Annotated in this window: 14 protein-coding genes; 10 read left to right on the plus strand and 4 right to left on the minus strand. The window is 62.0% G+C overall.

What is annotated here, in order from left to right; all coding sequences use genetic code 11:
- Positions 1 to 132: 132 nt before the first annotated feature.
- Together DK391_RS37320 and DK391_RS37325 are read right to left on the minus strand one after the other, a co-directional pair.
- A complete protein-coding gene (locus DK391_RS37320) occupies positions 133 to 1,611 on the minus strand; it encodes a sodium:solute symporter family protein (RefSeq protein ID WP_109483026.1) in 1,479 nt (492 codons plus the stop codon).
- Positions 1,608 to 1,820, minus strand: a complete 213-nt coding sequence (locus tag DK391_RS37325) for a DUF3311 domain-containing protein (protein ID WP_109483027.1) — start codon at positions 1,818 to 1,820, stop codon at positions 1,608 to 1,610. Before DK391_RS37325 ends, DK391_RS37320 begins: the two co-directional genes overlap by 4 nt.
- Positions 1,821 to 2,167: 347 nt before the next feature.
- On the opposite strand from DK391_RS37325, the gene DK391_RS37330 reads away from it, so the two are divergent.
- From DK391_RS37330 to DK391_RS37345, 4 genes are all read left to right on the plus strand, one after another.
- Positions 2,168 to 2,839 carry a MarC family protein gene (locus DK391_RS37330; protein WP_109483028.1) on the plus strand — a complete coding sequence of 224 codons (672 nt, stop codon included), beginning with the start codon at positions 2,168 to 2,170 and terminating at the stop codon, positions 2,837 to 2,839.
- Between the two features lie 107 nt (positions 2,840 to 2,946).
- Positions 2,947 to 3,780 (plus strand): class II glutamine amidotransferase, encoded by an 834-nt coding sequence (locus tag DK391_RS37335; RefSeq protein ID WP_109483029.1) that lies wholly within the window; start codon positions 2,947 to 2,949, stop codon positions 3,778 to 3,780.
- Positions 3,781 to 3,882: 102 nt separating this feature from the next.
- Complete coding sequence (locus tag DK391_RS37340; protein ID WP_109483030.1) at positions 3,883 to 6,204, plus strand: EAL domain-containing protein; 2,322 nt, start codon at positions 3,883 to 3,885, stop codon at positions 6,202 to 6,204.
- 91 nt (positions 6,205 to 6,295) lie between these two features.
- On the plus strand, positions 6,296 to 7,276 hold the full coding sequence (locus DK391_RS37345; RefSeq protein ID WP_239483059.1) for an endo alpha-1,4 polygalactosaminidase: 981 nt from the start codon (positions 6,296 to 6,298) through the stop codon (positions 7,274 to 7,276).
- A gap of 30 nt (positions 7,277 to 7,306) precedes the next feature.
- Here DK391_RS37345 and DK391_RS37350 read toward each other — a convergent pair whose 3' ends face one another.
- On the minus strand, positions 7,307 to 7,945 hold the full coding sequence (locus DK391_RS37350; RefSeq protein WP_109483031.1) for a LysE family translocator: 639 nt from the start codon (positions 7,943 to 7,945) through the stop codon (positions 7,307 to 7,309).
- A gap of 338 nt (positions 7,946 to 8,283) precedes the next feature.
- Between DK391_RS37350 and DK391_RS45090 the strand changes: the two genes are divergently transcribed.
- Positions 8,284 to 8,454: a hypothetical protein gene (locus DK391_RS45090; RefSeq protein ID WP_204117510.1), complete on the plus strand. Its 171-nt coding sequence runs from the start codon at positions 8,284 to 8,286 to the stop codon at positions 8,452 to 8,454.
- 379 nt (positions 8,455 to 8,833) lie between these two features.
- On the opposite strand, the gene DK391_RS37355 is transcribed toward DK391_RS45090, so the two are convergent.
- Positions 8,834 to 9,016 (minus strand): hypothetical protein, encoded by a 183-nt coding sequence (locus DK391_RS37355; RefSeq protein ID WP_109483032.1) that lies wholly within the window; start codon positions 9,014 to 9,016, stop codon positions 8,834 to 8,836.
- A 414-nt stretch (positions 9,017 to 9,430) separates the two neighbouring features.
- On the opposite strand from DK391_RS37355, the gene DK391_RS37360 reads away from it, so the two are divergent.
- From DK391_RS37360 to DK391_RS37380, 5 genes are all read left to right on the plus strand, one after another.
- On the plus strand, positions 9,431 to 10,726 hold the full coding sequence (locus DK391_RS37360; RefSeq protein WP_109483049.1) for an MFS transporter: 1,296 nt from the start codon (positions 9,431 to 9,433) through the stop codon (positions 10,724 to 10,726).
- Positions 10,727 to 10,749: 23 nt separating this feature from the next.
- Complete coding sequence (locus tag DK391_RS37365) at positions 10,750 to 13,170, plus strand: glycoside hydrolase family 31 protein (protein WP_109483033.1); 2,421 nt, start codon at positions 10,750 to 10,752, stop codon at positions 13,168 to 13,170.
- Between the two features lie 113 nt (positions 13,171 to 13,283).
- Positions 13,284 to 14,468 carry a porin gene (locus DK391_RS37370; RefSeq protein ID WP_109483034.1) on the plus strand — a complete coding sequence of 395 codons (1,185 nt, stop codon included), beginning with the start codon at positions 13,284 to 13,286 and terminating at the stop codon, positions 14,466 to 14,468.
- A 239-nt stretch (positions 14,469 to 14,707) separates the two neighbouring features.
- The gene (locus tag DK391_RS37375) at positions 14,708 to 14,971 is read left to right on the plus strand and encodes a hypothetical protein (protein WP_239483060.1); all 264 of its coding nucleotides are present in this window, start codon (positions 14,708 to 14,710) and stop codon (positions 14,969 to 14,971) included.
- The gene (locus tag DK391_RS37380; RefSeq protein ID WP_109483035.1) at positions 14,968 to 15,273 is read left to right on the plus strand and encodes a hypothetical protein; all 306 of its coding nucleotides are present in this window, start codon (positions 14,968 to 14,970) and stop codon (positions 15,271 to 15,273) included. Before DK391_RS37375 ends, DK391_RS37380 begins: the two co-directional genes overlap by 4 nt.
- Positions 15,274 to 15,431: the final 158 nt, after the last annotated feature.

A 15,431-nucleotide genomic window follows, 5' to 3' on the forward strand; every position in this document is an offset into this window, starting at 1 on the left:
AATGCCAGGACTTTTGCAGAGATTCCCTTACTTTCTTTGCGGCGGCAAAGAAAGTAAGTGCCGCCCCGCACAGGGGCGACACTAGCAGACCACTACGAAATCGCGGACGCCATCAAAACCCAACCCCAACCCTCAATGCGTATGCACACGCGACTGATCAGCCTGAGCATGCGGCTGAGTCACAGCACTAACAACCACAAACACAACAACATTAACGGCGAGCGCAATAAACCCAATATTCACATCCTTAAGCGCATCAGGCAAAAACGGCATCAACTGCCCAACGCTCATCTTGAAGATGGTAGTAACAGCAACAACAGCCACACCTACAAGAATCCCACAAAAAGCCCCTTGTTTCGTAGCCCGATTCCGCGGCGCGAGGCTGCAGATAATCGCAGGAAAGAGCTGGGTAACAAAGCTATACCCCATCAGCAGGAGAGCAACAATCGTCTCACCGCCATGCAAGGTAAACAGCACCGCAACCACCGCAACAACCGGCACGAAGAAGCGCGCCAGACGGGCCACCGTCTCATCCGACGCATTACGCTGTACCAGCCCGCGATACACATCGTTAGCGAGCAGCGTAGAAGCGGTAGTGAGAATCATCGAGCCAGGCACAAGCGCAGTCAGCACACCGGCAGCGCCAATCACCCCAACGAACCAAGGGTCGAACGTCTGCAAGGACAGCTTGAACAACGACAGATCGATATCGCCGCCCTTGCGTCCCGGCACCTTCAAAGCCGCAGCAACCCCGACAAAAAACACAAACAGCAAAAGCAGCTGATACAGCGGCAAGACAATCGCGTTACGCCGGAAAATCCGCTCGTCCTTAGCGGTGAACACCGAGCCAAACGTATGTGGCCACATGAAGAAGCCCAGCGCAGTAAGCAGCACCGTCGACTGGAACCACGTGACGCTAGAGCCTTTCTCGGGAAACGTGAGGAAACCAGGCCGCGCAGCATCGATGGCATGAAACATCTGCCCAAGCCCGCCGTAATAGTGAATCGGCAGATAGATGCCGAGAAACAGCACGATGGCAAGAATCAAAAGATCCTTGACCACCGAATTCCACGCCGAGCCGCGCACGCCCGATACCGTGACGTAAATCGTCACCACCGCCGCGCCAATCCAGATCGCCGCCGACGACGAAATCACCCCATACGATGCCGTCGATACGATAATGCCCAGCCCCTTGAGCTGCAGCACCAGATAAGGAATCAGCGCAGCCACATCGACAATCGCGACCAGCACGCCAAGCGAAGGGCTCTCGTACTTGCGCGTAAAAAAGTGCGGCTGCGATACCACGCGATGCGTCTTCGCAAAGCGCCACACAGGCGGCAACATCCAGTACGACAGCACATACGCCAGCGTGCCATACGCGAGGATGTAGTAGACGGGCGCGCCCTTGCCGTACGCAAAGCCGCTGCCGCCCAGAAAGGTGAACGTCGTGTAGATCTCGCCTGCCATCAGCAGGAACACGAATGCCGTGCCGAAGCTGCGGCCGCCCACCGTCCACTGTTCGAGACTCATGTCGTGCCCGCGGCGGGCGCGTATGCCAAGAAACAGCGCAAACAGCGTGACGGCGACAATCAGTAGAAGGGCGCTGCTCATGAACGCACCTCCTCACCGGAAGACGTCTGGCGGTTCACCGGGTCGAGCTTGTAAATGATGCCCATGATGACCGAGCTGAGCACCACCCACATCACGATCCACGCAAGCACGAACGGCATGCCGAGCACCAGCGGCTCGACGCGGTTGACGAACGGAACGCCGAGCAGAATGCCGATAAACGGCAGCACGGCGAGCAGACGAAATGACATGGGACAACTCCTCGATGGTGAATGAGTCCGTCTCGATGAACGTCGGTGAACGTCAATTTGACCGTCAATTCCTGAAACAATCACTGGGATACCGCGCACCGACTGTATGCCTCTTGCCATATTCCGGTAAAGCTCGCCAAAAATATGCAGGTATATTGAAAGGATCGCGCGCAAACGCTGTGCGCGCGGGCGTCGGCATGCATCGTCGGCGTGCTGCATTGCATGAATAAGGTGCCCGCCACGCGGCGTGCCGTGGCGTGGGAAAGTGGTTGCATTTACACTGTTTGGCCCTGATGCTCCGTTGCGCGGCGCAAAAAAATCAAAACCATCAAAGAGCGAATCCATCGATGATTTCGAGCCTGATTTCGGAGATTCTGTTTGGCTTCACCGGGCTGATCAGCATCATTAATCCCATCGCGATCGCCTTCGTGTTTCTCGATCGCACCGAGTCGCTGACGGACGCGGAGCGCGCGGCGCTCGCCAAGCGCGTGTCCATCAATGCATTCTTTGTGCTGCTGGTCGTATTCTTTGTCGGCACGCCCATTCTCCATTTCTTCGGCATCTCGATGGAGGCGCTGCGCATCGGCGGCGGCCTGGCCGTGGCAGTGAGCGCCTGGAACATGCTCAACGCGCCGGAACGGCAGCCGAACGAGGCGGCCGTGAAACCCGTCGATCCCGACAACGCGATGTCGAAGGCTTTCTTCCCGTTGACGGTGCCGCTCACGACCGGTCCCGGCACCATGGCGACGGCCATCGCGTTGAATGCGAACCGGAGCCACAAGCTGTCGGAGTTCGTGATGTCGTCGATTGCGTCGGTGACGATTTCGTTTCTCGTCATGCTCGCAATCTGGTTCACGTATAACCATGCTGCGACCCTCGGCCGCTATCTCGGCAAGGAGGGCACGAAGGTGGCGTTGCGCGTGTCCGCCTTTCTGCTGTTGTGTATCGGCGTGCAGATCATACTGACGGGGCTGTCCGAGTTTCTCGCGCCCATTGCGAACGGGCGGCTGAATAACTGAACGCCGGGTAGACGGGCGTCACGCGAGCCGGGGTGCGACGGTACGCACGGCGAGCGCCCGTTTCAAACCAGCGCGTGCAGAGGCGTTTTTCATCGAGGAGAGCGATCATGTGCCGCTGGCTGGCTTACACAGGCAACCCCATTCAGCTCGAAGCCGTGCTGTTTCGCGCGAAGCATTCGCTGATCGACCAGAGCCTGCATTCGCGGCTCGGACAGACCACGACCAACGGCGACGGCTTCGGCGTCGGCTGGTACGGCCACCCGAGCGACATTCCGTTTCGCTATCGTTGCGCGCATCCTGCATGGAGCGACCGCAACCTGCGCGATGCGGCGAGAGCAGTGCGCGCGTCGCTGTTCGTCGCGCATATCCGCGCGGCCACGGACACGCCGTCGCAGGAAACCAACTGCCATCCGTTTCGCTATGGCCGCTGGCTCTTTATGCACAACGGCCTGATACGCAACTACCCGAAAGTACGCCGCGATCTGATGCTCGGCATCGACCCGGATCTGTTCGCGTCGATCGAAGGCTCGACGGATTCCGAAGTCATGTTCTTTCTCGCGCTCACCTTCGGCCTCGAAATCGACCCGGTGCTCGCACTGGAGCGCATGGCGGGTTTCGTCGAAGAGACGGGGCGACGCCATGGCATCGAGGCGCCGCTGAACATGACCGTCTGCGCCACCGACGGCGAGCAGCTCGTGTCCGTGCGCTATTCGAGCGAGCGAGAGTCGCGCTCGCTGTTTCACAGCACGTCGATCAAGCATCTGATGGAGTTGTATCCTGATGATCCGCGTCTCGCTGCGGTCGGCGAAAGCGCATTTCTCGTGCTGTCCGAGCCGCTCGTCGACCTCGAAGGCTGGTGGGAGGAAATCCCGGAAGCGACGGCCATCGTCGCAAAGCACGGCGAAATCGAAACGCGGCAATTCAATCCGCATGGAACCTAGCGTTTCGATGGGGATAAGTGGGGGATAGGGCCGCGTGTTTCGCGTAAACCCTGATACGCGACGCGCGTCCGCCTGCCGTTGTTGCATGAAGGGAGTGCAACCATGAGTCGTCCAGTGACTGCAGACATCGCGACTGACAAGCCGTCCGGCAGCACTCGCCACGCGTCCGATCTGGCTGCCGGGGTGCTGGCGTCGGAACAGAGCGTGTTGCGTCTGCTCACGCGCAGCACGCCGTTGCCCGAGTTGCTGGCCGAAGTGTGCCGGCGCGCGGAAACGCTGCTGGGCGAGGGCGCGCGCTGCTCGATCCTCGTGCTCGACACCGACGGCATCACGGTGCGCGTCGGAGCCGCGCCGTCGCTGCCCGCGCGCTACAGTGCGGCGATCGACGGCATGCCGATCGGCCCCTGCGCGGGTTCGTGCGGCACGGCCATGCACGACCGTCGGCTGGTGATCGTCGAGGACATCGAAAGCGATCCGCTGTGGGCCGACTACCGCCACCTGGCATTGCCGCTCGGGCTGCGCGCCTGCTGGTCGGTGCCGTTCGAAGACGACGCGGGCCAGGTGCTCGGCGCGTTCGGCGTCTACTACGACCGGCAGCGTCGTCCCAATGAAGATGAGCACGCATTGCTGCGCGAGATCGGGCAGAGCGTGGGTCTCGCCGTGCATCAGGATCTGATGCGCAAACGTCTTGCCGAAAGCGAGGAGCATCACCGGCTCGTCGTCGATCACCTGAATGAAGGCATCGTCGTGCAGACACGCGACGGCGTCGTGCTCGCCTGCAATCCGAGCGCGCGGCGCATGCTGCATGCAACGGGCGAAGTGATCGGCCAGCACATCTACAAGGTGATTCGCGCTGCGTACTGGGAAGATGGCTCGGCGGTCGAACTGGGCGATCAGCCGACGCAACGCGCGCTGCGTACGGTTGAACCGGTGGTCGGCGTCACGCTGCGGCTGGAACTGACGGACGGGGGATCGATCTGGATCACGGAGAATGTCGTGCCAGTCGTCAGGCCTGGCGAGACCGAGCCGCACGCCGTGCTGGTATCGTTCAACGACATCAGCGCCGTGCGCGCCGCGCGGGCGCAATTGCAGCATCTCGCCACCCGCGATCCGTTGACAGGCCTCTACAACCGCGCCTTTCTCGCCGACCGCATGAGCGCGCTGCTCGCGCCGTTCGCCGATGTCGATGCCAATGCGCCTGAAGCGGCCACGGGACGCCCGGCTGCGCGGCTGGCCGTGCTGTTCGTCGATCTCGACGGCTTCAAGAAGGTCAACGATATCGCCGGGCACGCAGCCGGCGACGCGCTGCTGTGCAGCGTCGCAAAGCGGCTTGCAAGCTGTGTGCGAAGCGAAGACACGCTTGCTCGCGTCGGTGGCGACGAATTCGTGATCGCGACGGGCGACTACGGCGACGCGTCGTTCCTGACGCAACTCGCGCTACGCGTGCTCGAGACCATCGCGCTGCCGTTCGCGGTGGGCGGCAACGAGTATTACCTCGGCGCGTCGATCGGCATCAGCCTGTTCCCCGACGATGGGCGCGACGCGCAAACCCTGATGCGCAACGCCGACTCGGCGATGTACAACGCGAAGCAGCGTGGCCGCAACAACTTCCAGTTCTTTACCGCCGAGTTGAGCCAGCGTCTGCAGCGGCGTTTCGCGATCGAACAGTCGCTGCGGCGTGCGCTTGTCTCCGATGAGTTGAGCCTTGCCTATCAGCCGATCGTCGAGGGCGCAACGGGGCGCATCGTCGGCGCCGAAGCGCTGCTGCGCTGGCATAACGGCGAGCTCGGCCACGTGTCGCCCGTCGAATTCATTCCCGTCGCGGAAGATACGGGCCTCATCATCGACATCGGCCGCTGGGTGCTGGAGAACGCGTGCCTGCAGGCTGTCGAGTGGCGCAAAACCATCACGCCGAATCTGATGATGGCGGTGAACCTGTCGCCGCGGCAGATCAACGGTGAATTGATCGAGCATGTGGCGCTGAGCCTGGAGCTTGCGGGACTGGAGCCGTGCGCGCTCGAACTGGAAATCACGGAAGGCGTGCTGATGAGCGACAGCGACGGGGTGATGCCGTTGCTGACGACGCTCGCCGGCATGGGCGTGCGCATTTCCGTCGACGATTTCGGCACCGGCTATTCATCGCTGTCGTATCTGAAGCGCTTCCCGCTGCATAGCCTGAAGGTCGACCGTTCGTTTGTGGCAGGCTTGCCCGAGCATCGCGATGCCGTGGCGATCACGCATGCCGTGGTCGCGATGGCACATTCGCTCGGCATGAACGTGACGGCAGAAGGCGTCGAGACGAACGAGCAGGCGGCATTTCTGCGCTCGATAGGCTGCGAGCGGCAGCAGGGTTATCTGTTTGGCCGGCCCGTCGTGCCCGGCGAGTTCGCGCGCGAGGCGCAACGGATGCTGGCGGGACGCTGATACGTGCGGTTCGACGATCGATCGTCATTTTTCATGGTCGTTCACACGGCGCAGGTACACTGGCGCTCGTTTTTTTCTATGCGAGCGATCTGTGGGTGAACCGTTCAGGCGTGTGTCGGAAGTCGTGCGGCGTTGCCGCGCGCTGCTGCTGGCCGCGTTAGCGCTGAGTGCTTCGTGCATGGCGGCGCACGCCGACGATCGCATCGCGGCGAGCGTGCAGACGCGCGCATTCGATACCTCTCCATGGATGTCCTATTACGGCGATGCGGCGTCGCTCGGCAGCCTCGAGCGCGTGGCCTCGACGTTTCGCATCATCGACGTCGATCTCGATCCCGATACGGACAACTTCACGCCCGCCGAAGTCGCCGCCCTGAAGGACGGCGGCCGCAACCTCGTGCTCAGCTATCTGAACCTGGGATCGTGCGAGCGGTATCGCTCGTACTGGCGCGATGTGCCGGAAGGCTTCGTGTCGTGCGAGGCGAACACGGCGGCGCACGCGGGCGCGTATCGCGGCTACCGGCAGGAAACGTGGATGAACCTTGCCAATGAGGATTATCAGCGGCTGATTGTCGATTACGTTGCGTCGCGGCTGGTGGCACAAGGCGCCGACGGTTTCTATCTCGACAACCTGGAAATCGTCGGGCACGGCACGGCAACGCGTAATGGCCCGTGTGACGCGGCATGCGCGCAGGGCGGCCTCGATCTCGTGCGCAAGCTGCGCGAGAAGTATCCGACGCTGGTCTTCGTGATGCAGAACGCGACGGGTCGCACGACGCGCGAAGGTACGACAGGCGGCGTCGCGTTTGCGTCGCTGCTCGATGGTGTCGCGCATGAGGAGGTGTACGCGCCGAAGTACGATGCGTCGGCGGAAGCGGAACTGGACGCGTGGCAGGCGATGGCGCTCAGGCCAAACGGACACGCGTTCTGGATCGCGACGCTCGACTACGTGGGCGGCTGCGGCGAGGCGGCGAAGGCGCGCCGCGTCTATGCGCGCAGCCGCGCCAAAGGCTTCGTGCCGTATGCGTCGGACAGCAGCGCGAAGCAGGGCGTGGTGTGTTACTGGGAGAAGTAACCGGCGTGTATCAGCGCGACACGTCGGGCATCACGCGCGCGAGGTCAGCAGCTTCAGGCCCGCGAGTCCGAATACGATGGCGAGGCCGCCATCCAGCCAGCGGCGAATCGACAGATACACGCGGCGGGCCAGCGATGTCGAAAACAGCGCGGCATAGCTGCCGAACACCAGCATGCCGATCGTGAGGCAGCCGGCGACGATGGTCAGCATGTTCGGCGCGCCGCCGCCGGCAGGCGATGCGAGTGCCACGACTGAAATCCACACCAGAATCGCCTTTGGGTTGGTCAGATGCATCAGCAGGCCGCGCGTGTACAGACGGCGCAGCGGCAAGTGCGTATCGGTGGATTGTGTGCGGGTGGGCCGCGGCTGCAAGGCCGAGCGGCCCGACTTGAACGCGAGCCACAGCAGATAGGCTCCGCCGAATATCTTCAGCGCGGCCATCAAGCCCGAAAACGCCAGCAGCGCCGCCGACAGGCCGAGCGCCGCAAGCATCGCCCAGAAGCACGAGCCGCACACGACGCCCGCCGCGAATGCGAAGGCGGCCTTGCGTCCGTCCGAGGTCGCGATCGACATGATGGCGAGATTGCTCGGGCCCGGACTCGCCGTGCCGACGAAGTATGCGGACCAGGCGAACAGGACGTTAGCCGACAGCAACGGAAGAGTGCTCATGGGATGCGCGCGCGAAAGACAGGTGAGCGCCTATTGTCGAGGCTGCGAACACCGCGCGGAATAGACAGTTCGCGGCGCGCCGGACGGGCCAGCCGTATCGAATGCGACGGATGGTTGCTGACAGTACAGGCATGCGCTTGCGCGCGGTCGATCCGTCTGATGAAGCGCGTGCGTCACTTTCGTGCCAGCGCAGCGCGCGGATTGTTGTTCCTGCGCAAACATAGATTCCCCGTCCAAACGATTGATGCTTGACGTGGGATTCATAGAATATTCATCAAGGGGCGCGGGATTGAATGGCGCCGGGCGATTCAGGATTCGGACGGATAGTGGAGATCGACATGGACATTCTCGACGTTGCGCGCCAGGCGGGCATGACCGTCGTGCTGGAAGCACGGATCGGACGGCAGGAATATCACAGCGTGCATGGATCGCTGGCGGCGCTGCAGAGCTTCGCCGAACGCGTGCGGGCATCGACAGTGGAAGAGGCGCACGCTCTAGAGCAGGACTGAAAATGAAGAGCCGTCGGCAAGCGACGGCTCTTGTGCTTTACGTGGTCTCCAGCGCAGATCCTTGGGTCAGTTGAACATTTCGATCAGGCAGACCATGGTCGTGAACAGTCCAATGCAGCCGCCCAGCGCGACCACGCCTTGCATGAAACCTCCCAGATTCCCCATTTAGCGCTCCGTGATGTGTGAGATGGTGCGCTAGTCTAAATCGAAAGAAAAAAGAAAGGTAAAAGAAAGATAGCGGAAATCATCGCGGGGAAGGCGTTCGTTTAACTTGTACGATAACGTATCTCGCGTTCATGCCGAGCGAACGATCACTGCTTCGGCTTCAGTCCTAATACCTGGTTTGCGATGATTTTCAGTGCGCAGACTCATGTCTGAGTCATTCCATGCCTTGCCGCCATGCGCGGTGCACACGTTGAGCAGCGTCTGACAAGTCGATGTGACAAGTAAGAACACGCCTGTGCTCGGCCGTGATCGCCACGCCGTTCTTGCGAGAATTCGCCGCTATCGGTTTGTCCATGATGTCGAGGCCAATAAAGCCTACGCTGAGTGTCTGAGACATCGCGTCCGCCACCGTGGTTGTTCGCGAGGAGCGCTTTTCACCTCAACGAGCGATAGGAGAAAGCCTACGCACGACGCGCGTTCTACGACTGGCAAAGAAAGCGCCTAAACCCGTCGATCTTCCTTTGGATCGCATAAGAGAACAATCCGATGTTCGAATGAACATGGTCGGGCGGCGATTTCGCTTTCTGTCGTTTCGAAACACAACCGCCCATAAATTGCGCAGAGCGGCCATATGACGGGCTTTTCGGGCAATTTATTACGTGTACTACATGGTTTTCCCTGGTATCCTACAGATGCTTGGGTGATACGATGACCGATGATAAACACCAATCAAATGTTCGAATTCGCGCATCTGCTGGTGTCAACGCCGGGTGGCCTCGGCCCGGTTCGCAAAAAAGGAATGGAGACAGCTTTGAGAACAATCATTGGCCTGCGCTGGTGGATCATCGCGCTCGTGTGCCTCGGGACCATCGTCAATTACCTGTCGCGCAACGCGCTGGGTGTGATGGCGCCGGAGTTGAAGACCTTGCTGCATATGAACACGCAGCAATACTCGTATGTCGTCGGCGCGTTTCAGATCGGCTACACGATCATGCAGCCGGTCTGCGGCCTCGTGATTGATCTGATCGGGCTGCGTCTGGGCTTCGCGCTGTTCGCCTGCCTGTGGTCGGCCACGGGCATGCTGCATGGCTTCGCGAGCGGCTGGCTGTCGCTGGCGGCGCTGCGCGGGCTGATGGGGTTGTCGGAGGCCGTCGCGATTCCCGCGGGCATGAAGGTGGTCGCGGAATGGTTTCCGAACCGCGAGAAGTCGGTGGCCGTTGGGTATTTCAATGCCGGTACGTCGCTCGGTTCGCTGTTCGCGCCGCCGCTGGACGTGTTCCTTTCCTTGCGCTACGGCTGGCAGAGCGCATTCGCGGTGACGGGCGCGCTGGGTTTTATCTGGGCGGCGCTCTGGTACGTGTTCTATCGCACGCCCGCCGAACACAAGCGCATTAGCGAGGCGGAGCGCAAAACCATCGTCGAAGGACAGACGCCGCCTGCCGCGTACGCGCAGGACAAGCGCCGCATCCGTGAAGTGCTCGGCACGCGCCGTTTCTGGGCCATCGCGCAGGCGCGCTTTTTCGCCGAGCCGGCGTGGCAAACGTTCAGTTTCTGGATTCCGCTCTATCTCGCCACCGAGCGCCACATGGATCTGAAGCAGATCGCGCTGTTTGCGTGGCTGCCGTTCCTTGCAGCGGACCTGGGCGGTCTGTTCGGCGGTTATCTGTCGCCGTTCCTGATGAAGCGGCTGCGCGTGCCGCTCATCTGGTCGCGTGTCGCAGGCGTCGTGCTGGGCGCATTCATGATGATCGGTCCGGCTTGCATCGGATTGGTCGCTTCTCCGTACGAAGCAATCGCGCTGTTCTGTGTCGGCGGCTTTGCCCACCAGATGATTTCTGCACTCGTCAACACGCTCGCCGCCGATGTCTTCGAACCCGGCGAAGTCGGCACGGCCGCGGGCTTTGCAGGCATGGCGGCGTGGATCGGCGGCCTTGGCTTTTCGCTGATGGTGGGCGCACTGGCCGACAAGATTGGCTATACGCCGCTGTTTGCTGCACTCGGCGCATTCGACCTGATCGGCGCGGCGCTGCTGGTGATCCTGATGCGCGGCGTTTCGCGCGATGCCCGTCTGCAACGCGTCGAAAACGGCGCGGGCAGCGCGGCCTGAACTGACTGACCTGGAAACACATCATGGCTACGTTGAAGAATCGACCGCAGTTTTCCGTCTCCGAACCGCAAGCGGGCAAACCTATCGTATTGACGTCCGCTGACGGCGCGCGCATCGAACTGTTCGTGCTGGCCGACGACATCATCCGTGTGCTCGTGCTGCCCGACGGCGAGCTGCGCGGACCGCGCACGTGGTCGATTGCGCCCGGTCTGGAAGACGTGCCGCTCGAAGGCCGCGACCGGCGCGATCCGACCGGCTTTGCACCCGTCGACTTCAGCGCGCCCAATGACGCGCAACGCCTCGTCGTTGAAACCGCGCAGGTGCGCCTCACGGTCACGCTGGATGGCGGTTTCTGTTCGTGGGAGATCGCGCGCGATGGCACGTGGCACCATGCGATGAGCGACCGCAAGACCCAGGCGTACAACTTCGGCTGGTGGGACCAGCGTGTGTATCACTATGTCGAGCGGCAGCGTGGCGAAATGTACGTAGGTCTTGGCGAGCGTGCGGGCGCGCTGGACCGCGCAAACCAGAGCTACGAGATGCGCAACATCGACGCGATGGGCTACAGCGCACGCAGCACGGACCCGCTCTACAAGCACATTCCGTTTTACGTGACGTGGCAGCCGCAAACGTCGACGGGCTTTGGTCTGTTCTACGACACACTGGCCGATTGCCGCTTCGACATGGGCCGCGAACTCGACAACTATCACGGTCACTACCGGCACTTTATCGCCGAGCACGGCGATCTCGACTATTACTTCATCGCGTCCGCGCAGACGCCGCTGCACGCGGTGCGCCGCTTCACGTGGCTGACGGGCCGCCCCGCGCTGATGCCGAAGTGGGGTCTCGGCTATTCCGGCTCGACGATGAGCTATACCGACGCGCCCGACGCGCAACGCCGCATGGGCGAGTTCATCGACCGTTGCCGCGAGCATGACGTGCTGTGTGATTCGTTCCACCTGTCGTCGGGTTATACGTCGATCGGCCCGAAACGCTATGTGTTCAACTGGAATCACGAGAAGTTTCCGGACATCGAAGGTTTCGTACATGGCTATCTGCGCGAAGGCGTGAAGCTGTGCGCGAACATCAAGCCGTGTCTGTTGCAGGATCACCCGGCGTTCGACGAAGCCGCCAAAGCCGGTTTGCTGATCGAAGCGCGCGACGGCGAACCCGCCTGGGTCCAGTTCTGGGACGAAGTGGGCGCGTATCTCGACTTCACCAATCCTGCGACGATCGACTGGTGGAAGGCGCGGGTGAAGGACAGCCTGCTGCGCTACGGCATCGCGTCGACATGGAACGACAACAACGAGTTCGAAATCTGGACGCCCGATGCCATTGCGCAAGGCTTCGGCAAACCGTTCCCGGCACATCAGGCCAAGGTGTTGCAAACGCAGCTGATGATGCGCGCGTCGCGCGATGCGCAGCGCGAGCATGCGCCCCGCACACGGCCATTTCTCGTTTCGCGCTCCGGCGGTGTCGGCATGCATCGCTACGTGCAGACGTGGTCTGGCGACAACTACACGTCGTGGGAAACGCTGCGCTACAACCTGAAAATGGGCCTGGGACTGGCCATGTCGGGCGTGTCCAACAGCGGACATGACATTGGCGGATTCTCCGGCCCGGCGCCCGAACCGGAACTGCTGTTGCGCTGGGTCGGATTCGGCATCTTCCTGCCGCGCTTCAGCATCCATTCGTGGAACGACGACGGCACCGTCAACGAACCGTGGATGTATCCGGAAGCCACCAGGCAGATTGCCGATCTCATCAAGCTGCGTTATCGGCTGATTCCTTACCTGTACGAACTGCTGTGGCAATCGCACCGTTCGTACGAGCCTGTGCTGCGTCCGTTGTTCGCGGAGTTTCCGGGCGACGCACGCTGCCTCGTCGATGGTGACGACATGATGCTCGGTTCGTCGCTGCTGGTTGCGCCGGTGGTCGAGCAGGGCCAGAAGGCGCGCGATGTCTATCTGCCGCAGGGCGCGCGCTGGGCGTCGTACTGGAGCGGCGAAGTGTTCGAAGGCGGGCAGAGCGTGACGCTGCCCGCGCCGTTCGAGCAACCCGTGATGCTGCTGCGTGAAGGCAATGTGTTGCCGTTGAATGTCGCCGAGCAGCACTTTGCCCAACCCGCCGACGAGCGCGCATTCTTCGCGCTGCCGTTCAAGGGAACAGGCACTGCCCAGGGCGGCTGTGTCGAAGACGATGGCGAAACGGAAGCATGGCGCGATGGCGTGCAAGGGCGCTGGAACGTATCCATCGCCAGCGACGCGACCACGCTGCGCATTGCCGTCGAACGCGAAGGGCAGATGCCCGTCGGGCAGCGTGATGTGCAACTCAGCGTGCCTGCGTCCGACACACGCACGGCGATCTGCGAGAAGGGCGACGTGATCGGCGATGCGATCGTGAACGGCTGGCGCTGCCTCACGCTGCGTCTTCCGCCTCAATAACTTCAACGCAGCACGGTTTCGACCGACAGGTCGCAATTTCAATCCACAACCAACTTGCATGGGACGGAGGCAGCGCAGTCAGGCGTGCGTCCGTCGCAAGGAGACAACAAGCAATGAAGACTTTGAACTGCACGCGCGCGCGTGCAATGGCGCTCTCATGCCTGCCGATCGCGGGCGCGGTGCTGTCGTCGGGCGCTTTTGCGCAGAGCAGCGTGACGTTGTACGGCGTCGTCGACAACGCATTCAGCTACGCGAGCAACCAGCGCGGCCATTCGAACTTCTACATGAGCCAGGGCAATCTGCAGGCGAGCAAGTTCGGTCTGCTCGGTTCTGAAGACATTGGAGGCGGGACCAAGGCGATCTTCCGGCTCGAAAGCGGCTTCAACTCGCTGACGGGCGCGCAGAGCAGCGCGGGCAACATCTTCAACCGCCAGGCCTACGTTGGCCTGAGCAACGATAAATTCGGCACGGTGACGCTCGGCCGGCAATACACGCCTTACTTCAACATGGTCGGCGCACTCGGGCCGACGGGCGTGCTGACGGGCGCAACGGGTGCGCATCCTGGCGCCCTCGACGCGCTCGACACGACACTGCGCTTCAACAATTCGGTTACCTATCTGTCGCCGAATCTGGCTGGCTTGACGTTCAGCGCGCAATACGGCCTCGGCGGCGTGCCGGGCAGCGTGACGAACGGCAGCAATCTGAGCGCGGCACTGCGTTACGACTATCAGGCGTTTTCGGTCGCGGCGGGCTACGTGAAGCTGAAGGACATCACCACGAGTCAGTCGCTCGGCAGCTTCGCAATCAATTCGCCCATCAACAACGGCTACGCGAGTGCGAGCAGCACGCAAATGATCGCCGCGGCGGCGCGCTACAACTTCAGCGATCTGATGGTCGGCATCAATTACTCGAACGTGCAGTACGCGCCGGGCTCGCATTCGCTCTTCGCCAGCGAGGCCGTGTTCAACACCTATGGCGCCATCGCGACGTACCGCTTCACGCCGTCGGTGATCGCGGGCATCGGCTACAGCTACACGCGAGCGAGCAAGGCGAACGGCATCGACGATCCGGGCCAGTATCACCAGATCTCGCTGGAGCAAACGTACAGCCTGTCGAAGCGCACCACGCTCTATGCGCTCGAGGCGTATCAGCTGGCGCGCGGCAAGTCGCTGGTCGCATCGGGTTCGGGTGTGGCGATCGCAGATGCGGTGGCGGTCGTCGGCGATTCGCAAAATACGACGCCGTCTTCGGGGCCGTCGCAGTTCGTCGGAATGGTGGGCATTCGTCACGCGTTCTGACGCGTTGTACCCGGCCACGGCACCTGAGGGAGCGTGGCTGATCTGAAACCAGACGCCGGGCGTCGCGTGCTTGCGACGGCCCGGCGTTTCCTTGTCCGGCAGCCGGATTGCCGCGTTAGACTGCTGCGCGCCGGGATGGACATCAAGTGGTGTGATCGCCACGCCACGACGCAACCGGATTGCACAAAAACCTGTATGGATATACAGTATTGCTGTGCGATTCAGAGGGAGCGTGCGTTATGGATATGCGTGTGCATCAACACACCGGGCACCCAATGCCGGAGATCGCCGCGTTTGTCGCGGCGCTAAAGTCGGCGTTCGGCGAGCGGGAGATCGACGAGGCGATCCGGCGCGGCAAGGCGGGCGAGCCCACGTTCTACGCGTGCGAGAACGGCCGGTCGGTTGGCACGGCGCGTTCGTCCGTCGCTTCCGTGGAGGGTGCTTGCTCGAACGAAGTGGTCCACGTACAGGCAAATCAGGCAGGCAAGGAGATCGAGCGATGAAGGCAGGTCGTCTGTGGGTCGGGCTGGTCGCGCTGGCGTTGACGTCGGCGGCACACGCGGAGAAGTACGTGGAAATCTGGATTCCGCCTGAAGCGCGCGGCCCTTCGGCTGACCCCGCCGCGCGAAAGCCCGTTCGTCCGCACGCACTCAAACCAGCAGCGCCCCGGCTTGCCAGAAAGGTCACGGAAGCCGGTCACGTACAGGCGGATCACGGCGCATCATCGGTTGCGTCCAGTAAACGGCCCGGTAACCGTAGCATTCCGCGCAAGATCGGTCCTGACGGCAACGTATTTCGCGTTTGACCGCGCGGGTTTGATCGTATGGGTTTGACGCCATGAATCAGGGGATGGGTGCTTCGGTCCGGCTCGCGTGGGCAACTTGCTAAACTGCCTGTCCTTGCCTGCTGCAGATGTCGTGCCGCCGCCGATTCAGTCCGGCGTCGCGCGCCGTAGCGGCACAC

Source organism: Paraburkholderia sp. C35 (assembly GCF_003121405.1).
Classification (GTDB): Bacteria; Pseudomonadota; Gammaproteobacteria; order Burkholderiales; family Burkholderiaceae; genus Paraburkholderia.